This is a genomic window from bacterium SCSIO 12741 (genome assembly GCA_024398055.1).
In the GTDB taxonomy this organism is placed as follows: Bacteria; Bacteroidota; Bacteroidia; order Flavobacteriales_G; family Salibacteraceae; genus SCSIO-12741.
This window is the reverse complement of sequence record CP073749.1, coordinates 3374675-3398948: the sequence shown is the minus strand read 5'-3', so window position 1 is coordinate 3398948 and position 24274 is coordinate 3374675. Positions and strand designations below refer to the sequence as shown.

The 24274-nt window shown below is 42.3% G+C and carries 6 protein-coding genes; all 6 read right to left on the bottom strand.

Annotated elements, in window-relative coordinates; translation table 11 throughout:
* Positions 1 to 612: 612 nt before the first annotated feature.
* The 6 genes from KFE98_14425 to KFE98_14400 are packed head-to-tail and all read right to left on the bottom strand — an operon-like array spanning position 613 to position 24163.
* Complete coding sequence (locus tag KFE98_14425) at positions 613 to 7878, bottom strand: hypothetical protein (GenBank protein ID UTW61203.1); 7266 nt, start codon at positions 7876 to 7878, stop codon at positions 613 to 615.
* Between the two features lie 42 nt (positions 7879 to 7920).
* Positions 7921 to 15177 (bottom strand): hypothetical protein, encoded by a 7257-nt coding sequence (locus KFE98_14420; GenBank protein UTW61202.1) that lies wholly within the window; start codon positions 15175 to 15177, stop codon positions 7921 to 7923.
* An 8-nt stretch (positions 15178 to 15185) separates the two neighbouring features.
* Complete coding sequence (locus KFE98_14415; GenBank protein UTW61201.1) at positions 15186 to 15914, bottom strand: hypothetical protein; 729 nt, start codon at positions 15912 to 15914, stop codon at positions 15186 to 15188.
* A gap of 22 nt (positions 15915 to 15936) precedes the next feature.
* The gene (locus KFE98_14410) at positions 15937 to 22989 is read right to left on the bottom strand and encodes a hypothetical protein (GenBank protein UTW61200.1); all 7053 of its coding nucleotides are present in this window, start codon (positions 22987 to 22989) and stop codon (positions 15937 to 15939) included.
* On the bottom strand, positions 22986 to 23648 hold the full coding sequence (locus KFE98_14405) for a hypothetical protein (GenBank protein ID UTW61199.1): 663 nt from the start codon (positions 23646 to 23648) through the stop codon (positions 22986 to 22988). Before KFE98_14405 ends, KFE98_14410 begins: the two co-directional genes overlap by 4 nt.
* On the bottom strand, positions 23645 to 24163 hold the full coding sequence (locus KFE98_14400; protein ID UTW61198.1) for an OmpH family outer membrane protein: 519 nt from the start codon (positions 24161 to 24163) through the stop codon (positions 23645 to 23647). Before KFE98_14400 ends, KFE98_14405 begins: the two co-directional genes overlap by 4 nt.
* Between the last annotated feature and the right edge of the window lie 111 nt (positions 24164 to 24274).

Sequence of the window (24274 nt, the reverse complement as noted above, 5' to 3'; positions counted from 1 at the left end):
CGGCCGTTTGCGAACCGGATGGTGTTGCGTTTACAGGTACTAATCTCCGCATTTTCTATCCCTTGCACAATAAGGGCTTTGAATTCGGTAGATGTGGGTTTGAAAGTGGTTGGGTAGCTGCGTCAATAGGTAATTGAAAACTTGGTTTTCAATTGCCCATTGCCAGCGGTTTCATCTTAATTAGAAGGAAAGAAAACATTTTGGACATTTACTAAAATCAATGATCAATTAAATAAATCCTTTCTAAGGAATCATTTCTGTAGACGCAAAGTTGGGTATCATTTTTCTCTTTGTATACCGAATCTCCAACATTTAAAAATAGAATCAGATCTGGATTAAACAATCCTCTTTTTTCCTCAGCATTCGTATTTTGATTCAACTTAAAAATGTGTATTGAGTCAGAGAATAACTTAATAAAATGCCCTCTCATCTTATTATCATGAAATACCGAAGAAAAACTTACCACACCAGATAATTGATGGGCAAACGTATCGTTCACAATAACTCTTTGAGGCCGACATCCATTAATTATCTCTCTTGATACAATTCCAACAAGAATAAATGCAACAAACATTATGACTGCCGAATACAGGAACTTCCTACCCATCTTGCCTAGTTTCCTTCTTTAACATAAAACCAGTCCCAACCTTCGTACCATCCTTCCCCTCCATTTCCGTAGATCATGTAGTAACGTTGCATATTCAATGCAGTTCCTGAAACATTCTTAAAAAGACTTCCGAAAGAAAGATTTTTCAAGGAAAGTCCGGCTACATCCATTCCCTTTAACGGAGAGGTTGAAGGAAGAAGTGACTTACCTACTCCAATACTATAACCACTCCAATAATATCCAGAAGGTTTTTCGTTTAAGGGAACTCCAGAAAATCTACCAATTGAGCCGGTGAAAGAAGCCAAATTAACTGAAACGCTTTGGTTGTAGAAATTTCCAGTCCAATTTCCTCCATCCATAATCCATTCTTTCCCACCTTCTTTATGGCGTATAAGATCTCCATTTTCATCTTTCGCATACCCCCAGAGAAACGAGAACGTGGCATTAGCATTTATACCTTTTACAAGGTCCGTGAATCCTAATGTTACGGCACCGCCATAGTAAACATGAATTTCTGGATCGTAACCCTCCTCTTCGAAATAGGCTGGGTGCCAGAGAAAATTGACTCCAGCCTCTCCGCTGGCTATTGCCACTTCAGCACTAACCTTAATATCCAACCCAATGACGTCAGGTGCCAAGTCTCCTACATTATAGGTTTGATTATCCAACTCCTTTTCTATACCAAAATCTGAAAGGTTGTAGGAATAACCTTTAGTACCAGTTCCCCATGAATAAGTAGTAGATGTATTATTAGCTCCATGAACAACAAGAGAATCATCTCCATTTGGGTCAATTACCCAAATGGGACTACTCGCAAAAACCGCAAATGGAGACTCATACGGTTTCACAATGGGGTCGGTGTTCCATCTTCTAGCGATTCGAGGGTCATATTGCCAGAACTCGGCGGAATAAGAATTTCCGTTCCCAGAAATTTCATCATCGCGTTCTTGGCCCTGAAAGCCATAACGATAATTGGTTGAATTACCCAATTTACCAGGCATGCTCATTCCATAGGCATAATAATCAATTTTAGTTTGAACTTGGGCTGTAAAGCTTGAAGGTATGCCCGAAGTAAGCGTTGAATTCTTCACGTCTGAAAAGGTCACTCGAACGTTACCGGCTTGGTCATTACATTCATAAAGCTTTTTATCTAAAATTCGACCAACAGTATCCTGAAGAGAAACAACGTTGGTATTTCTGATCTCATTCCTTTTCAATTGTCCAATTCTTCCGTTGCCATATAGATATTGATCAATTATCTTCAAGTTATTTGAATTATCCTTTTTATAGATTGCCATCACATTCCCACTTGCATCCTTGGAGTAAAAAGTAGTTTCAACTATATTTAAGTTTAGATCTCTTACTGTCTTCGAGACCCGAAATCCCGCTGCATCGTACAAATATTCCACCTTTTGATTTATATTCTGCAAAGGAAGTTGCTTATGTATCTCTTTTACTTTTCCATTGGCATACCAACTAACCGTTAATCCCTCAGACGCATCGCTTGTAAGGTTTGCCTGGGCATCATATTCGTAATTCATTGGATTTTGGGATTCAACATCATTCCAGGCATTACCTGGAGCAGCTGCATCCATTATCCATTCTAAACGATTCGTTCCAGGAATATAATGATAGTTTAACCGATCCATTTCCCTCACAGCTAAGGGATCAACGGACGTTCCATCGTAAGCATCTCTATTCAATGATATTAAATTACTGTTTGCGTCATATTCATACTCTGAACCATAGTCTTGCTCATCTGTCCAATTTCCACCCAACTCTGAATGAAAATCAGCCTCTTTAAGTCTATTTAATACGTCATAGTTATAAGTAAATCCTGCTTGACGTTGGTATTGTAATCCAGCCATAGATGTAGATTGAGATAAAACAGTTGAAATGTTTCCATTGTAATAGCTTTTCCCGATTTTGTGTCCACCTGTCTGGTGATTATTAAAATCTGAATTTACTCCCAAATAACTTCGTTGATAGTCTCCTTCATAGTATCCAAAAATGGCCCCAAAAACGTCCGTTCCCACGTTTTCATTTATTGATCCTAATTGACCATCATGACCAGGATCTTTACTATTATTAAGACTACTATGATTTATACCTTTTAACCAACCATGAAGCGTATAGGTAAAATCAAGTCCTTGAATCTGATCATCTCCAATTACATTTCTTTTAAGAGGTCCATGATCAAAATATTCATATTCGCCATCACGTTCCCAAATCAGCCCACCTTCACTTGTTTCCATTTGACTAAGCCTATTGTCATTATCATAGGAGTATTGATGTATTAATTGTTCATCGGTATTTTCATTATAATAGACTTGTAGCACGTTACCTGTCAGCAGTTCAAATTCATAGCGCAAATAGTTTTCCCCTAATCCTGGAACGTTCTGAACTAACCACTCTACCTGACCGTGTTGATCATAGCTATAAACTGTTTTGACTTGGTCTGAAGTAGTACCAAGATCCCCATCTGTATCAGATAATCTATAACTGATGCGATTTTGTAGGTTTCTCTGAACGCTCCCATCAATATAGCTGACCGCCGATGGACTCGAATACACCGTGGCAACTTTTTCCCAACCAGTTCCTGGAAAATTCTGGTTGTTTAATTGATCAAAAAAGTTATTTATGCTTTCGTCACTTACACCCATTTCAGTTATTCGTCCTAATTTGTCATACTTATAATAGGAATAGCGGTTATCAGATACTTGTTGGGCATTTTGCGAAATACGAATTTGCCCATTTTCATCGTACCAAAAAATCATTTCTCCTTCATCTGGTGTACTTCTTTTTATTATCTGTTTAAGAGAATTATACCAATACCGAGTCTCCATAGTGTGATTCGGATGTTGACTGCGATCTGTAGAGCTTTCATCCACCCCAGCTGGAGGTACTGTTTTGATGGTATTACCAGCCCGATCATAATAATACAAGGTGTAATGATGATAGCCCAAATCATAGACTGTATTGGTAGTATCCAATATCTTACTGCAGTTTTCATCATAAGCCAAGCCCATGGAGTCTACCTTGGAAGATACTTGTTCAGCAATCTGCTGCATGATCATCTTCTTGAGATAATCAGCACTCTGCTCGGCGCAGGTTACTGGATAGGTGGTATCTCCGGTGATGATGGGTTCGAAGTATCTAATACAAATTGGTTCGCATCCGGTCATCGTACAAACTGAGTCACATAATGGGACTGAGTCTTGTATAATGCTATCACATACCCTGTAGTAGGTAATCGCTCCATTGGGCTCGATGTTGAAGTAGTTCTCGCACCCTTTCTTGAAAGTCAAATTGGTGGTGATGCTACAAGGTAAACTGTATCCACTAAGTCCGTAGGTGGCAAAGTCGGCTGGTATACTCACTGTTCTTTGTGTATCACCGGCTGTGTTCATGGATGACAAAACCGATTTGGTGAAGGCTTCCAACTGGCGTTTGTGGTTCTCTTGGTCACAAGCATCGCAGTTCAAATCACAGATCGAATCAGTCAGATTTTGTCCATAACCATCCACAAAGGCATACCTTAAGTTTCCATCCGGACCGATCTCAAAGTAGCCTCCTAAGGCGGTATAGACTTCAATGGTATCATTAACCGGACAGGGTAAACTAACCCCTGGGGGTAAATCCCCTGGAAGGTAGAAGTTGAAGGTAGTGCTCGCATTGGCCATTCGCTTGGCCCCTAAGGCTGCGTTCAGTGAATCCAACAAAGCCTGGTTCGCTGGGTTCATGCAGTTGTTAAAGGTATAATTGCAAGCATCGCTACAGAGTACCTTGCTCTGTTCTGTTCCACCTGGTACCTGGTAATGGAGTACCAAATCACATCCTGTACTTTCTATCCACCAGTTGAAGGTAGAATTAGTCGCAATCAAAGTATCTGCACTCAACTCCCACAAACAAGGGTAACCATTAAGCACTCCATTGGTGTTGTAGTCGGTAAAAAAATCATTCGGAATAATAACCGTGTCATTAATTGGCAGATCGCTATTGTGGCTGGTAAAGAAAAAGTTAAGGGTCTGAAGTAACGTTTCGTCAGTGGTGGCATAGAAGTTCGCATTAATCCGGTTGACAGTCTCAAACTGGGCTCCACAACTACCTCCATTTAAACTCGGTACACTGACCTCATAAGCATGGGTCATAGCCACCTTCATTTCATTGGCCTGTTTTTCTGTCCCTACCCCTCTTATGATTTGAGGATTGGTGTAGTCATACACCAAGGATAGGTCGCAGTGGTTCATACAATGGGCCACCAACTTATCGGCCATACATTCAATCTCACTGTAGCTTACATAGTCGTTTACATCACTCGGGTTCTCTACCCTTTTTAAGCTGTTGTTTCTACGGTAACCTGCCTCTACATATTCATCAGTAATCGATACGATGTAGCCATACCGCTTGGCATAACAAGCACTGCGGCACTCTTCTTCGGCTTTGTCTCGAAAGGCCTTGAGGCATTCTTCATCTAAGGTTCCGCCCTGACTGCAGGCCTTGGGTAACTGAACTCGGTTACCTTGTAGTTGAGTCTTGCTACCATAAACACACTCATAAAAGCTACTCCAGGTGGCTGTACTCCAGCTTCCCCGGTTAGCAAAATCATAAAGTGTCTCGCAATTGGTATTGCTGCCCGATACGTAATAAAAGTACTTGTGGGCCTGATCCAGGTAGCCGTTGTTACCGCCACCGGTATACGCTGATCCAGTGTAGCCAACCATCTGCAAGCCATTGCTTCCGGCTGCACATTTGATAAAGCTCTGTAACAGGTTAAAGTCATTATTGGGTCGTTGTAAGCCTGTATCCAAATAAGCCAACTCGTTGTAGTTTAACACCAAGGGATACCAACATTGCCATAACTTCTCACAGCTATACCCGTCATTGATCATGTTGCTGATCAAGGCATTAAAGGCTCCATTGCCTTCAGGATAGGTCGTACTGGCTGGGTAAGTCGCAAATCCATCCCAACGGAAAAAGCCGTTTAGGTTGGGCGTTGCCTCCCACTTATCAGGCCATACCTGACTCAACAAAGCTTCAAAGTCAGGTGTTCCCGAGCCACAGGCCTGGGTATCACATTCTTCTTTGGGAATATCCACTTTAAAACAACTTCCGATCGTCACTTCGGTATCGCTGGTATCGTAGCTGTGGTGGGTAGTCAGGTAGCTGTAAAATCCATCCAGGTCAGCCTTGTCCAAATAGCTCATTAAGGTATCGATATCCGACTGATAGTCTAACACCAATTGTTTACGCAAACTGTCTTGATGATACTGGCGATAGGTAATTCCTTGAGGGGTGGTTGTGGTCACACTTCCCGGGACAATACTCGCCGTTCTTATCCGACGTTCTATCAGGTAAGTTTTATCCGCTTCCAGGGTCACCTGGATGGTGGTATCTCTGCTGGTCTGTTGCCCACAATTAGTCGGTGGGATCCATAGGGTATATTGTTTGGTAGCACTGGTATCTTCCAGATCGTACACATACAAATCCACCAAATAATCACAGCTGCTACAATACAAACCACAACTTGATTGAATAACCTGAGGGGTGATCGTGTAATCGATAGTGATATTGGTAGCTTCGGTAAAAAAGTAACGCTTGACCGCCTTTAGTTCGTGGTCACTGATCCGTACGTTGCTGTCGATCTTTCCATTCACCGTAAAACCAGCATCTACCTCCGAAGGCAAAGATTGCATATGATCATCCGCACTGGTTACTGATAAACAGGTGGCAATGGTATTGCCTTGTTTGTTCTGATAAGTTATTGTCGGAGTTTTATTCGGATCAACCGAAATTGACTTGATCACCGAAGAAGCCGCTGGGGCTTCATCTCCAAATATTCTTACCAGCTCAATGTCTTCTACTGAAGCAAAGGCCATTTTACTCGTACGAGAAACTACTCCGGGTTGGTCCACCAAACGATGGGTAGAACCTGGGTTACCTGTTTCTTTAACCCGACTTCCTGCATCGGTATAAAAAACACTACGTGAGTAGGGGTACCCTTCTGCATTAGGGATCTGTAGATCTGGATTCTCATTGGAATAATAATCCTGGATCGCTCCATGATCTACCGTCAGAGGATTCTTATAGTTACCATCGGCATCAAAATGATCTACGGTATACAACTCATTACTTCCTTGTTGGATCAAAGTATCCCGGTAAGAAAAGTAGTTCTGATCTACAGGAACGCCTAAGGTATTAAAGGCATTACGACCTGTATAATCCTGCAAGGACTGGTTTACCATCACCTTGTTTTTGCTCTTTACCTGGGCCTGTTGTTGCCGAACGTTCCTTAGGCCATTGGCATAGGTCATCTGTTCAGCTGCCTTTAGGTTCTCTGAAAAATTTCGGCTATGAATCCAATTTTTATCCTCATCAAATTGGGTGTAGTAAAACACATCGTTGGTCATACTACCCGTATTAAAGTTCATCGTGCCACTGGTATGGTGGGTACTCCAACTGCCCCAGTTGCGTTCGTCATTTATTCCGCGATCATAGCTATCTCCTATTGGACGTACCCGCCACAGGTAAAAGCCGGTACCCTCACTTAAAGTTAAAGTGATACTGGTTTCACTACTTTCTGTCCATAAACTCAAAGCTGTACTCCAGTCTACATAGGCCATAATATCGGTCTCACTGGTGTAGTTCTCATCCTTATTGTACAGGCGTTGCAGCTGGAACTCATAACCTGGAATGTCTCCACAACTTGGGTTCCAACTAAAGGTAACCGGGTTGCTGTTCCCATTAACAGCAACCAAGCTAACTGTCTCTGAACTCACATCTACCGTGTACTCTTCGTAGGTAGTCAACTCCAACTGTATGTCGTTTTGCCCGATTCCCGGAGCCACATAACTGTTCACCTGCAACTGCAGGTTGGTGACAACTGGATAACTCGAAGAATAATCATGCACAAATACCATTTCTGGCTTGCCCTGATTGATCGACAAACTTTGTGTCTTGGTAAACACAGGCATGTTGCCCGCATCCAACCCTGTTAAGGTAAAGGTCACATTACTCGTAAAAGCATTCGTACCATAGTTGTATTCCTCTGCTCCCATGCTAAAACGCACTCGAGCATGGTTGGCCGTCATCGTTCGTTGAGAGCACATCGTGCTGCTCGATATCGCTTGTTGGGTACTGTACAGCGGAATACTCAGCTGAGTGTGCATTATTGCTTGGGTCGCTACTTCATGTTGAGCAAATATGTCCAAACCATAGGTCAGGGCTAAGCACATCAATAGTAGGTATCTGGTTAATTGGTTATTAAGCATAATAGAGTTGATTTTAAATTCCGATTCCTTTCGTATTCATTTTTATGGGGCGTCGTAAATCAGCTTTGATTGATTAATAAGAGGCCCGGGAGGAGTATCAGTCATATCCAATTTAACTAGATGAACCTTTCTTCTATGTTTAGATAGATTATTCATAAATCGATAGAAATGATGAGGACTGAGTGTTGCTATTTTTCTGCGGATATAATTAGTTCGAATTCCACGTATTCTAGCTTTACGCATCATGTAATAGGCAAAAGAAGTACATCGTTTACTCAATAGGCCATATTTGGGTACGTCATTCGGATCTGCCTCTAAATCATTCACAATATCCCGCAATCTCAAAAATTCTTTATGCGAAACCTTCACTCTAAATATGGCGGTAGAACCGTTGGTAATCAAAAAATCAGGTAAAGGAGTTTTTGATTGCCTAAACAAACCATCAACATACTCAAATGGCCCATAATTATAATCTGGATCTTTAAAGTAATAATGGTTCATTTCTCCTTCAGACCAAACTGTAACGTGTCCACCATACATAGAAGCCAACTTATCCGCTCCTGTCTGTCCAGCCACGGGACTTTCTAAGTCAATTGATATATAAATACTATGATTAGGTTTCCGTTTAGGTGGTGGGTTTTTGAAACCTTTACGTCTTCCCACCTTCCTTCTCCAAAGTGGATTTCCGAATTTCTGGTTCTTAGGCTTATCTCGACCGCATCCAAAATTACTTCCTCCACCTCTGCGCTTCCTACCTTTTTTTCCTCCTCCAAAGCATGGGCTAAGTCCTTCGGGGTCAATAAAGACAACTGGATTGTCGTTAAACACAGCGTAAGAGCTTATGTTAGCATCCAGAATAGGATCCACATTCCATCTACGACCAATACGAGAATCGTACTGCCAGAAATCAGCATTGTAGAGGTTACCTGATCCTAAGGCCTCATCTTCCTTCAGTTGGCCCTGGAAACCATAATCGTACGTTTGAGAAGAATAGGATCTGCCAGGCATTTTCATACCAAAAGGATAATAGTCTTGATAGCTCAATAGATCGGCTGTCATTATCGATGGTTGACCTCCTGAAAGAGTCACCAATTTTTGATCACCCACTACGGCTCTGATATTCCCTATATGATCAGTCAATTCGTAACGGCGTTTCCCCAATCTTCGGGCAAAAGTATCTACTAAAGAAAGAGAGTTAAGATTTCGAACCGCTGACAAGTCGAGTATTCCGATTCTACCTCCACCGATGAGTACATGATCTGATTGCATAATGGTTCCTCCGTCATCCTCATAGGTCCGTAAGATGTCGCCATACGGATCTCTAACATAGTAAGTGGTTATTGATTGCGAAGTCAATTGGTCGATTACCTTTTTTGATACTCTATGACCGTTGGCGTCATATCCATATTCAGTCGTTTGATGAATACCCGCTCGTTGTTTAGTCACTTTTCGTACTTTTCCTCGAGGAGTCCAATTGATTTCTAAACCTTCGGACGCATCGCTTATTAGGTTACCCCTTTGGTCATAGTCATAATTCTGAAGGTTTTGCGATTCCAAGTCATCCCAACTGTTCCCAGCCGGATAATGATCAGTCAGGTGATCAAGTTGATTCGTTCCTGACTTGTAGGAATAATCGAGATTATCCATAAACTCATAGGCCATGGGATCTAACATTGTTCCATCATAAGCATGTCGTAACAGATGAGTTATATTTCCATTTGCATCATAGGAATAATTCGAATGGAACGAACTCTGTGCATTCCAATTTTCGTCCACCGTATCGTATTCATGAAATTGTGTAGCCACCAACCGATTCAAGACATCGTAATTGTACTGAAATCCGATTTCTGTTTCGTAAGGTAAACCACTTCCACTTGCCTGTGTTTGCCAGGAACAGGTAGATGCATTCCCATTATAAATATCAGTTCCAACAAGAGACCCTGAAGGTGAATTAAAGGGAGAAGAACTACCTTGATATTGACGATTAAAATCCCCGGAATAATAATTTAAAACAAAACCAAATGCATCTTGAGCTACGGAGGCATGATCACCTCCTGATTGGTTATCATTTCCCGGATCGTCACCAATTTTAAGCGACGAATGGTTCATACTCTTAATTAACCCAATTAAGTTATAAGTGTAATCCAGTCCCTGCACGTTATCATCACCAATAACCAAGCGCTTCAGTGGACCATGATTGAAGTACTCCAATTGCTCCTCTCTTTCCCAAAGCTCGCCATCAACGGAAGTTTCAGTGGAAACTAACCGATTATCCGCATCATAGGTGTAACGGTGCATAATTTGCTCCTTCGTACCTTCATTGAATAAGCGTTTGGTGGTTAATCCAGTGATTAAGTCATTTTCATAGCGGATGTAACTCTTTCCTAAATTGGGTATTTCAGAAACCACCCAGTCCAGATTGCCATGAAGGTCGTAGCTATAGATCGTTGTATGTTGATCTGATGTTGTTAACAAGTCTCCATCATCATCTACAACTGAATAGCTAATTTCATTTTGAACATTTTTTTGCAGCACACTATTTAGGTAGGTTATAGTTGGATGTGCAGTAGAGTAATAAAAGAATTGTTTATCGGTACCTGTTAAAGGATAACCGGCGTTGTTTTCTTGGCCTATAAAATCCTGATACAAGCCTGTTGGATCTTTACTTTGACCTGATTCAATTTCTCTACCTAGTTTGTCGTATTTCGTGTAAGAGTATGTACTGTCATTTCGCTGTTGAGCATTTTGAGAGAATCGTAATTGTCCGTAGTCATTATACCAAATGTTTGTTCCACCTTCATCTGGAGTTTCTTTACTTTTCAATTGACCAATAGAATTATACCAATACCGAGTCTCCATAGTGTGATTCGGATGTTGACTGCGATCTGTAGAGCTTTCATCCACCCCAGCTGGAGGTACTGTTTTGATGGTATTACCAGCCCGATCATAATAATACAAGGTGTAATGATGATACCCCAAGTCATAGACTGTATTGGTAGTATCCAATATCTTACTGCAGTTTTCATCATAAGCCAAGCCCATGGAGTCTACCTTGGAAGATACTTGCTCAGCAATCTGCTGCATGATCATCTTTTTCAGGTAATCGGCACTTTGCTCTGCACAGGTTACTGGATAGGTGGTATCTCCGGTGATAATCGGTTCGAAGTAGCGGATACAAATCGGTTCACATCCAGTCATGGTGCATATCGAGTCGCATAGTTGGACTGAGTCTTGTACGATGCTATCACATACCCGGTAGTAGGTGATCGCTCCATTGGGCTCGATGTTGAAGTAGTTATCGCAGCCTTTCTTGAAGGTCAGATTGGTGGTGATGCTACAAGGTAAACTATATCCACTAAGTCCGTAGGTGGCAAAGTCGGCTGGTATACTCACTGTTCTTTGTGTATCACCGGCTGTGTTCATGGATGACAAAACCGATTTGGTGAAGGCTTCCAACTGGCGTTTGTGGTTCTCTTGGTCACAAGCATCGCAGTTCAAATCACAGATCGAATCAGTCAGATTTTGTCCATAACCATCCACAAAGGCATACCTTAAGTTTCCATCCGGACCGATCTCAAAGTAGCCTCCTAAGGCGGTATAGACTTCAATGGTATCATTAACCGGACAGGGTAAACTAACCCCTGGGGGCAGGTCCCCTGGAAGGTAGAAGTTGAAGGTAGTGCTCGCATTGGCCATTCGCTTGGCTCCCAAGGCGGCGTTTAGTGAATCCAACAACGCCTGGTTACTCGGATTCATGCAGTTGTTAAAGGTATAATTGCAAGCATCGCTACAGAGTACCTTGCTCTGTTCTGTTCCACCTGGTACCTGGTAATGTAGTACCAAATCACATCCTGTACTTTCTATCCACCAGTTGAAGGTAGAATTAGTCGCAATCAAAGTATCGGGACTCAAATCCCACAAACAAGGATAGCCATTAAGCACTCCATTGGTGTTGTAGTCGGTAAAAAAATCATTCGGAATAATAACCGTGTCATTAATTGACAGATCGCTATTGTGGCTGGTAAAGAAAAAGTTAAGGGTCTGTAGTAACGTTTTGTCGGTGGTGGCATAGAAGTTCGCATTAATCCGGTTGACAGTCTCAAACTGGGCTCCACAACTACCTCCATTTAAACTCGGTACGCTGACCTCATAAGCATGGGTCATAGCCACCTTCATTTCATTGGCCTGTTTTTCTGTCCCTACCCCTCTTATGATTTGAGGATTGGTGTAGTCATACACCAAGGATAGGTCGCAGTGGTTCATACAATGGGCCACCAACTTATCGGCCATACATTCAATCTCACTGTAGCTTACATAGTCGTTTACATCACTCGGGTTCTCTACTCTTTTTAAGCTGTTGTTTCTACGGTAACCTGCCTCTACATATTCATCAGTAATCGATACGATGTAGCCATACCGCTTGGCATAACAAGCACTGCGGCACTCTTCTTCGGCTTTGTCTCGAAAGGCCTTGAGGCATTCTTCATCTAAGGTTCCGCCCTGACTGCAGGCCTTGGGTAACTGAACTCGGTTACCTTGTAGTTGAGTTTTACTGCCATAAACACACTCATAAAAACTACTCCAGGTGGCTGTACTCCAGCTTCCCCGGTTAGCAAAATCATAAAGTGTCTCGCAATTGGTATTGCTGCCCGATACGTAATAAAAGTACTTGTGGGCCTGATCCAGGTAGCCGTTGTTACCGCCACCGGTATACGCTGATCCAGTGTAGCCAACCATCTGCAAGCCATTGCTTCCGGCTGCACATTTGATAAAGCTCTGTAACAGGTTAAAGTCATTATTGGGTCGTTGTAAGCCTGTATCCAAATAAGCCAACTCGTTGTAGTTTAACACCAAGGGATACCAACATTGCCATAACTTCTCACAGCTATACCCGTCATTGATCATGTTGCTGATCAAGGCATTAAAGGCTCCATTGCCTTCAGGATAGGTCGTACTGGCTGGGTAAGTCGCAAATCCATCCCAACGGAAAAAGCCGTTTAGGTTGGGCGTTGCCTCCCACTTATCAGGCCATACCTGACTCAACAAAGCTTCAAAATCAGGTGTTCCCGAGCCACAGGCCTGGGTATCACATTCTTCTTTGGGAATATCCACCTTAAAACAACTTCCGATCGTCACTTCGGTATCGCTGGTATCGTAGCTGTGGTGGGTAGTCAGGTAGCTGTAAAATCCATCCAGGTCAGCCTTGTCCAAATAGCTCATTAAGGTATCGATATCCGACTGATAGTCTAACACCAATTGTTTACGCAAACTGTCTTGATGATACTGGCGATAGGTAATTCCTTGAGGGGTGGTTGTGGTCACACTTCCCGGGACAATATTCGCCGTTCTTATCCGACGTTCTATCAGATAAGTTTTATCTGCGTCCAGGGTCACTTGGATCGTAGTATCTCTACTGGTTTGTTGCCCACAATCCGTCGGTGGGATCCACAGGGTATATTGTTTGGTAGCACTGGTATCTTCCAGATCGTACACATACAAATCCACCAAATAATCACAGCTGCTACAATACAAACCACAACTTGATTGAATAACCTGAGGGGTGATCGTGTAATCGATAGTGATATTGGTAGCTTCGGTAAAAAAGTAACGCTTGACTGCCTTTAGCTCGTGTTCACTGACCCGTACATTGCTGTCGATCTTTCCATTCACCGTAAAGCCTGCATCTACCTCCGAAGGCAAAGACTGCATGTGGTCATCCGCACTGGTTACTGATAAACAGGTGGCAATGGTATTTCCTTGTTTGTTCTGATAAGTTATTGTCGGAGTTTTATTCGGATCAACCGAAATTGACTTGATCACCGAAGAAGCCGCTGGGGCTTCATCTCCAAATATTCTTACCAGCTCAATGTCTTCTACTGAAGCAAAGGCCATTTTACTCGTACGAGAGACAACTCCGGGTTGGTCGACCAAGCGATGGGTGGAACCTGGGTTACCCGTTTCTTTAACCCGACTGGCCACATCGGTATAAAAAACACTACGTGAGTAGGGATATCCTTCAGCATTGGGAATCTGTAGATCTGGGTTCTCGTTGGAATAATAATCCTGGATCGCTCCATGATCTACCGTCAGAGGATTCTTATAGTTACCATCGGCATCAAAATGATCTACGGTATACAACTCATTACTTCCTTGTTGGATCAAAGTATCCCGGTAAGAAAAGTAGTTCTGATCTACAGGAACGCCTAAGGTATTAAAGGCATTACGACCTGTATAATCCTGCAAGGACTGGTTTACCATCACCTTGTTTTTGCTCTTTACCTGGGCCTGTTGTTGCCGAACGTTCCTTAGGCCATTGGCATAGGTCATCTGTTCAGCTGCCTTTAGGTTCTCTGAAAAATTTCGGCTATGAATCCAATTTTTATCCTCATCAAATTGGGTGTAGTAAAACACATCGTTGGTCATACTACCCGTATTAAAGTTCATCGTGCCACTGGTATGGTGGGTACTCCAACTGCCCCAGTTGCGTTCGTCATTTATTCCGCGATCATAGCTATCTCCTATTGGACGTACCCGCCACAGGTAAAAGCCGGTACCCTCACTTAAAGTTAAAGTGATACTGGTTTCACTACTTTCTGTCCATAAACTCAAAGCTGTACTCCAGTCTACATAGGCCATAATATCGGTCTCACTGGTGTAGTTCTCATCCTTATTGTACAGGCGTTGCAGCTGGAACTCATAACCTGGAATGTCTCCACAACTTGGGTTCCAACTAAAGGTAACCGGGTTGCTGTTCCCATTAACAGCAACCAAGCTAACTGTCTCTGAACTCACATCTACCGTGTACTCTTCGTAGGTAGTCAACTCCAACTGTATGTCGTTTTGCCCGATTCCCGGAGCCACATAACTGTTCACCTGCAACTGCAGGTTGGTGACAACTGGATAACTCGAAGAATAATCATGCACAAATACCATTTCTGGCTTGCCCTGATTGATCGACAAACTTTGTGTCTTGGTAAACACAGGCATGTTGCCCGCATCCAACCCTGTTAAGGTAAAGGTCACATTACTCGTAAAAGCATTCGTACCATAGTTGTATTCCTCTGCTCCCATGCTAAAACGCACTCGAGCATGGTTGGCCGTCATCGTTCGTTGAGAGCACATCGTGCTGCTCGATATGGCTTGTTGGGTTGAATACATTGGAATGCTCAATTGCCCGTGAGTGACTACTTGAGTAGCTACTTCTTTCTGACCGAATAGAGGTTGAACTATAGAAATCAGAAAAAAGCATAGTAAAGCCAAAAACTGACTTATTGTTTTGGAAGGAATTCGGATGGTCATGGTTGTCCTTATTTCAGTTTGTTATTGATGAGTCTGTATCCCTCGAAACGAGGATTTACTTGATTCTTACTCGCCCAAATAAATTCAGACGCTGACGTTGGAATAGGACTGTCTTTTTGATAGTCTTTTTCAATCTCATGAAAGGTTAACGATGCAGAAAGTAGAGGGTGAACAGTATCATAGGTTAGCAAAACGGACTCCAGCCAATTTTTACCTGGATGGTAAACCACTTCTAGTCCACTAATGTGATCAATTTTAAATCGCTTATCCGCAATTTCAAATATGGCTTTTCGGTATCCGTTCTCCAGCTCTTCGATCCGGGTCAATTCAGCATGATCGAGTAATGAATCACGTAACGCACCGGTATTGATAACCGAAACATTGTTCTTTTTTAAAGACCCATCCGAACAAAAAATGGTTCTACGTTGAGGCATGATCATGTAGCTATCTTCCTTATCCTGAACCAATTCGAAGGTTTCGCATTTAAGGTAAAGGCCACTTTTATTCATCCACACCTTTAGATTCATATCTGCCGGAGCTGTCACCAAACTATCCCGTGCAACAGTTTGCACGGAATAGTTCAGGTAGTAAACATGGTCGGTATTGTTCTTATTCTGATCGGGATTAATCTGTGTAAACAATTGTTTTACCTGATTAATCACTTCCAGGGAAACATTCTGTGCACTCAAATTCAGGGCACAACTAAGGCTGGTCAATACTACTATTAGACGTAACATAAGTGTATATTTTAAGGTTAGATTAAGGTCTATTAACCGTTTTTGGTGTGTGATAATAAGACTCACTAACGGTTCTTATTCCTCGCTCGGTTTCCAGTTTTTTCCTGAGTAGTTTTCCTTCCCCGTCATACTGATAGTAAGTTCCAAAAAGCTGGTCATCAAAGCTAGCAATGGCCCTTCCAGTTACTGGGTCATAAACCCAGCATTTGGCCTGTGCCTCAAGCGGCATAAATCGAATGTCATCCAAATATGCGTAGGTTGGTGAACCACATGCAATCATGGGTGGATCATAGGCAATGCGATAATACTCAAAGGAAAACCCTACCTGTACACTAAAGTTGAAAGGAGTACTTAGGTCATCCACAGCTTCTACCAACTTCCACTTGCCGCTCCAAGCCAAAGTCTTAAAGGAATCGATCTCAGCCCAGGAACCGCCCTCCGATCTCTGCAGTGTTAAACTGGCACAACCTGATGTGGCCGGGTCTTCATAAACCCACATACGAACGGCAAATTGTGTATTGGTATCTTCCACATGAAGAGTCAATCCTGGTAAATTTAGAGGATCACCGCCCGCAGACATTTCAAAAGAATGCTCGCCTGAGTGCTTCTCGGTGTCAACTATTCCGGTTGCAGTTAACTCATTTTCTGTTACATAAGTCCCAGGGTTATCCAGGTCCTCATATTGCATTTCGAAGCTTTCAAAAAATGTAAAGTCATATTTAGCATTCTGCGTAACCATATACGGGTAACTTTGGTAATAACCAAATCTAGCCGAGGATGGAATGCCAAGAGCGTCTACCTCTTCGGAAGGTTCTCCATTGGGTAAGCATCGGGTTACGGTTGATGCCAGCAACCAAGACTTTGGATCATTTGCTGATAATTCTTCCCAATCAAACAACGTAAATTCATCAAATACACCGGCATTCTTGTAGTTCCTCTCTCCAGCTGAAGGAGAATCATCTGCTCCCCCAACAATGGAGGTACGGTAAACATAGGAGGACTTGGTTCTCCATTTTCCTTCTTGAGCAAAGGCATACGGATTGCGTGCCGTGGCCGTTGTAGGCTCTGCAATGTCAGACTGCTGCAAGACACTTCTCGGATATACCCAGTAATCATCTGGATAACTGGCATTTGCAGCCAACACATTACCCATTTTTAAACGATCTCCGGCATCAGGACAAAGATCCAAACAAGTGCCAAAAGTGTACGGGTAACACGTATTATCTTCTGTATAATATTCAATCTGACCAGTCTTCCGATTGAGTTTAAATTCTCCCATTCCGCCGGAAAGGTCAAAGTTGTCGGTACACAACACGTTGTTGGACGAATCCTTCTCATAGATGCGAACATTGGCTATTGAGATTTGAGCATCAGGTGGACAGGTTTTACCTTTCATGATTCCAAGGTCTTCCATGGATTCAATGATTCCTTTAAAACGACAAACGGAATCACATCCCATTACCTGGGCTCCGAAGAATACCAATTGATTGCGGTTTGGCAGATCATGAACAAAGTTGATTCGAACATTGGTCCATACGGGCTCTGTGGCATTTCTTCTAATGTAGAGTCGTCTACCTTTAAGGCCTAAGGGAAGTTGCTGCAAATCATGTGGCGGATAGTGAATTGGACCCATTACCGGTACGTTACTACTATCCTTGTCGCACATATAAAATCCATACTCACAGAGGGTATCCCCAGGAAACATTTTGAAGTAGAAATCGAGTACATAACTCTGCCCTGGAGTAAGGTTAACATCATTTTGATATATTCCTTCTCCCCAGAACTGAGTACTATCTTCACAATGGAACAAAAACTGGCCTTCATTAGACTCGGGAATGGGATCCCATGGAGCCCAACCAGGTGTACCAAAGGCAGCCTTCCAATGGTTGATACAATGGTCATTGAATGGAGTAAGGCCTGGGCACGGCAAAGTCTCGTCTAAAGTTGAATTCTGTACATACTCGGTATAGGTATAGGAAATACGAGCAGAATCTTTCGGGTAATATTCGATAGTTCCTGTATTATTGTCCCCATCAAAATTCAAGTACATGTTATAGGGCATGTTCACGCAGCCACTTGCATTCGCTTGAAGGCTACTGTGATTTGCCCCCAAGATGGTACCGTTACCTCCGTTGGCAAGAATCAGATTCAAAGAATCTACCAACTTCTCTCGAGCACTTAGAGCCGTAGCGTTGATAGAGTAAGCTTGAGGAGCTTCTTGATCACCATAGGTTGTAATACTTCCGACACTTGTGTTAAGTCGATTATTTCGTCCACTTTCCACAATTTTTACCGTTACATTTCCAGAGGATGCATTCTGCAAATTATAGTATTCAGGGTGTGGGTGTAATCTAAGATCATTCCCGGTAGCCTTGCCTACATGAAATAACCCATATTGCAGCTTTGTAACTCCAATATTTTCTGTTACCTCAACCAAATCGCCAGCACCTAACTGGCCCATTAAGTCACATGAGCTTTCACCATTGCTTGGAGTAAATTCCAAGTGATAACTGTGTGGGGATGCATAATTCAGTTTCATGGAAGTATTGGCCGTTGCGGTTACCGTTTTGCCATTTTTCATGGCTTTTTGGCCATATCGCTCGTAGTAACGAGAGGCTGGGAAATTATACGTGGTATAAGACCCGTCATGGCTGGCAGATTGCTCCAAGTCAAGTCCGTGGAATCCATCTCTATCTCGGCGAACCAATACTCCACCTGTTAAAGGGTCGTGGGCCAGATTTTCTGAATGATGATAAATTCCATCCGAAAACGTTCTCACACTTTTCTCAATAACTGGGTAACTGACCGTTTTCACAGTAACATGGGTATGTAGCTCCTTTTCGGCATAAGTAATGGAAGGAAATACAGATCCGAAAGGCAATGGAATAAATAGCGCTAATCCAACGCTCACATCCCCTTCCAAATTAGCATCCTTCATAACATCAGACACCTTGCGCTGCTCAAACAATAGCTCCATGTCTTTCCCTGGTTCCTCCAACCGAATATCATCGAGATCATACATCATCGGAATTTTTTCACCGGGCTGGTAATATTGGTGTTCGGTAGAAGAAATCAATTTCCAGGTTTTCCGTGAGTCATAAAATCCACTGTATGACGCAACAGATTTGGGTCTTCCCACAAAATTGGTTTTAATGAATTGGTACCCCTGAGTCACCCAAAGATTATTGACCGAATAATTGGCATATATGGCCGGAATTAGCATCCAATCTTTCTTCTGCTTTTTGGTCGTCACATCTGCCCCTTTGATGCCCAACTCCTTAAGCATTCCATCATAGGGATGATCTTTGGTCGTGTAATATTTGGCGACCGTAAATCCAGAGTTTGTTGCACCGCGGTGAATTCCAACGGTATGAACTTCACTATAAGTAATCGAAGCAGAAGGAAGGAAGTACTCTCCCAAAGGTCCTTCAAATTCTTCCTTGTCCTTTCCGGAAATAATTCGATGGTAAAGCTTCTTTTCTTCTCTTTTTGGCAAGAAACCAATCAGCGGATTTTCTTCTCTTAATCCTCCTGGTTCATTTGAGGCTACTCCACTGGAGATCGTTTTGTTCAGATCCGCATCATAGGTCTTGTAGAAGTATTCATTCCCATACATAACGGCATCTCCAGCTTCAAGACCTTCATCATACATTAGAAGTCTTTTTACACGGACACCACCACCTTTTTTGGCAAATGGAAGCGGAATTCTCAAATAAGATTTCTCCCAATTCACAGCAAGGCAATTCACTGCATCGTCCTTAAATGTATTTCCAATTTTCCCCAAAAGAGCCATGGCGAGTTCTTTTCCAGAGGTTTTATAAGCACCTTCAAGTCCAGATACAGAAGCATCGCAATTGTTGGTCATGTCCATTTTGCCCGCTCGCTCGTTTTCTACGAAATCAAGGCAAACACTTCTCGGCACTGAAAAATCAGTATCGTCTCCCAATTTGATCCATACACCATTGCCGTCTCGGCCAACACCTTTCACTGTGGCATATCCGTTAATGTACTCTGAGCTGCATTTATCCAGATCCGCAGAAAGGCCAATCATGGCATAGAGAAACTTAAAATAGATCTTCTCTTCCTTATCAATTAGCAATTTCTTGATCAGACCCATGAGCTCATTCTCTTGGAGCATATTAGTTATGCCAAGCTCCTGGGTATTCAAGTAGAATTTATTTTCCTGAATAAGTCCAAAATCATCTTTCGAATCATTCGTTAATGCTACCATCGCCATAGCATTTCGGTTTTGGACATATTGATAATCATTCTGTTCGTAATGAATGTGTATTTCGCCACCAGTAGGTAGGGTTATCCTTTTAAGTTGCCAGGCCGCTGGATCAAATCTATTTTCATTCGGATTCTGATCCAACCAGGTTTTCATTTCCAGGTAACGCTGCCCTCCTTTGTCTTGGTAATTTCCCCAAGCGTCTAATTGGAACCTCGAATACCTTGGATTTTGTTCATCGGCATTCCAGTTTTTTGAATAACTGCAGATATCCAAATAGCGATCTTTTACCTCTTGAGCATAAAATCCTTTGCCTCTGTATTTATACCCAAATTGGTAGGGGCTGATTTTCGCTGGATAAATTCCATTGGCAGTAAACCACACTTTTTTTAAGGTAAGTTTTCCTGAACCTGTAGGGCTATTCGGAAGTCCTTTAACCACAGAATAGTCGTAATCAAAATGAGCAGTTCGTATGAGTTCAGTGGGATTTCCATTTTCGTCCACCTTATACAATTCAATTTTCTCCAAATACTCCAGTTCATTCACTCCCTGGGCACTGGACTGACCTGAGGCTACGGCTTCGTCATGCTCTGCATCATATCCATCTTTACGAAGCTTTTGAGATCCGCTAAAGGTTTTATTCCCGACCTGAAAATTGGACTTATTCGTGATGAATACGGCCACATGCGTTTTAGTTTCGATGGTTTTCAAATAGTAAATTTCTTTCTCACCCATCATGATGGCCCCCATGTCGTCGGCCTGATCGGAAATAGTACCCCGCTGATACATCAATCCTGAGTACGGAATTCTCCATTTGTAAAAATTTTCATCACTCGTATTTCGCTTATCGGTTCCACCGTAAACTTGTCTATACCCAAATCGAGTATATCCTCCAAGATCATCCCTACTTGGACCGTCTTGAGTTATATCCACATAATCGGGAGTGGTAATCTCGGTCAATAAATACATCGTGGAATAAGGAGCATCACGTTCTTCTCCTATCACTACCTCAGCATCCTTAGGCTTATCAAAAGTGGCATGTACAGTATGATTAGAATCAATGGATGCAGCGCTTACTCCGCCCAATCCATAGTTCAGATTTTTCTCATTTCGCGAGTAAACTGGTAGTCCATACAAATACCGATTACCATCTTCGTTCCAAATGGCAAACTCACCAACCGCATCTTGCAAATTGCTACCATCTATAAAAGATTTAACTTCTGAATTCTTGTTGTACGATTTGTACCCGGCGTCTTGCCCGGATATATCATCATCCATTTGATTATAAGTATGATATCCGATATAGGAAGATCTACCTACCCGATTTTCACCGGCTACTTTTGAGGTTATATTTTTCTTAGCACTTGAAGGTATTTGTGGGCTAAATTTTCGGATACCTGGAACTGCATTTTCACGCTTCAAATCAGCCTGAACAATTCCGGTTTCCCCCATCTCAACGCTACCTCCTAAGTCATTGTGAAATCGAAATAATCTGGATTCTTCAGAGTCCGTATTAAATTGATACTCCCCAACATTTCCATTTGCTTTCCATTTTCCCTCAACTTCAAGAACTTGCTGACCAAGACCAACGTCTCCGCCCAATCCAATATTGGTAATAGCTTGAATTTCAGCACCTGTTTGGGTTATAATTGTTCTACTTTTTACATGATTAGGACGGTAATGTCCTGCTTTGTCGTGCCACAATCTAAATCCACCGGCTAAACCTTCACCTGTCAAGCTGTATTGATCAGCTCCCGAATGAGGTATGGAGGTATATCTATCTCTTACATTATAAGTTGATTCCTTTTCTAGGGTATAATCCATAATGGCCTCATCGTCGTCCAAGGCATCGGCATTGTAGAAATAGCCATACGCATCATGATCGGTATTGGGGACTGGTGTTTGTTCTGAATAATTGGCATTCAATCCAAATTCAGGTCCTACTGGAATAACACCTGGAATGGGCTCCACAGAATAGGTAAGATTTACCGATGTTCCTGTGTATCCCGATACCTGACTTGGTCTTTCAGTAATCGCAAAAGACTGTAACCCATAGTTACTTCCCTTGGTGCGAATCGTTTGACCAACGGTTTGTGTGCGTTCACGAGCTTTCTTCTTTTGATCCGCGACAAAAGATTTTTGTTCAGCTTCAGTCAAATTCTTAAAATCCTCTTTGGAGGAAACAACTTGAGATTTCTCTTCAGTTTCTTTAGCTTGTTTCTTTTTTCGTCCAAACAGAGCAGCCGGATTTACACTGGCATCAAAGCTCAAGTCTCCGTCACTTTTGGTTACTCCAAGAGAAATGAGCCCTTTAGAAATGTTCAGTCCTGCACCAACCGAATAACCAAACCCTTTATAGTTGTTATAACGAATGGAACCGTTGATGCCAATTGGAATATCAGCACTAAAAGCTTCTACGGTCGTACTTCCACCAACACTCATGGTCCAGTTTTTCCGGTTTTTATTCCAATAGGTAACATTCTCCCCCTTGTAATCATCTGGATGTCCTTTCTTTCCACGCATAATGGATCCGGGATTTAAGGTCCACCCGTATCCTACCCAAGAAGCTTCTTCTTCTGAAGAGGTTCCACTGTGATAAGATAAGGACATGGCATATCCCCCACCATTTGCGCCAGGGACATTTACCACCGGTAAATTGTAGGTAAACTGCCCTGTTTGAGGGTTAACCATGTTGGTTGTACTTACCGGTTCAAAACTGCTGAACTCGGGAGATGTTGGCCCGGACGTTAACGCCCAAACGGCGGTTGGCCAAATCATTTCAAATAGAAAATTGAAGGCCACTAAGCAGGCCAACACCTTGAGAATTTTACTTTTTCTGCGTATCATGATTGGAATAGTTTTTTGAGAAACCCCGCTTCTAAGGGTCGGTCAATTTGTGATTTATGGAAGGTAAAATGATGAATCCCGGTATGGAAAATGTCATCCTGATAACTAACCCTTAACTCATCGGCATGAAGCAAGGGGCCATCTAAATTATCAGGGCTAAAAACCAGGTAAATTTGTTTTTCGTTACCCAGTCCATAGGTATTCACGAAGGAAGCCAATACCGGATATTTAGATTCTTCTGAATCTGAAGTATGCAAGGAAATAAACTCCTTAAAATCAAAATTCATGGAAAGGTTTCGTTCCTTGTATTCGCTATAGCTGCTTATTCCGTCATACATAATATCCTTGCCCGAATTTTCCGCATCAGATATGGATAAAAGAAAAACTCGTGTTTGACGGTTTACAGCTAATAGACTATCCAAATCTTCAGATGATCGGCTTTCAGAATTCTTGAGTTCGTTAAAGGCAATATACTCGGGAGTGAGGTAAGTCATTTTCAACTTCTTACCCTTTACGGTATACTCTTTAGTGTAGCCATTACTCTCTTGGGCCACATAGTTTTGATACTCCTTGAGTGACTCGATACTCGCACCTCCACGGCACGAGGTTAGCATCACCATCCATCCGGATAGCAATGCCAGCAATAAAAAGGTTCTCATTTTTGGTCGTAATGTTGATTTAGTTGATTGATTAAATCTTTGGTTATATCAAGTTGTTCTTCTCCATAAAGTAGATTTCCGGCCTGAGTGGTTCCCAAAACCATTTGGTAACTATGATCCTCAGCATATTCTTCAATGAATCCATTTACCTGGTCAAGAACACGCTGAGTCAATTGATCATCCAGTTTTTGAGATTTTTCCTTGTACTCCTGCTCCCTCGTTCGAAGCTGCTCGTACTCATTCTTCAATTGTGCTTCTTCCAGACTTCCTGGTGCTGCATCGACCTGTTGAGCTTTTGTTCGGAAAGTTCGATATGCCTGTTCCATCTCTACCTTCCAGGCCTCATCTTGATTCTTATAAATTTCACGTGCCTCAATCATTCCATGATATTGATTCATCAATTCTTGAGTTCGCACATAAGCAATCTTAGGCCCAGGCTTAGTGGTAAATGAAAAAATCGCAAAAGAAAGGGCCAGAATGGCCAATACCGAAAGTGTCAGGTTTTTGGGTTTCATTGGTTTACATTTTGATTAGTGAGAACCAATTTCCCTATTTACTAGTGGTGGTCCAACCCTGATCTTGAATCCGGTAGGCCGAAATTTGAATCCGGTAACTTTGAATGGGAA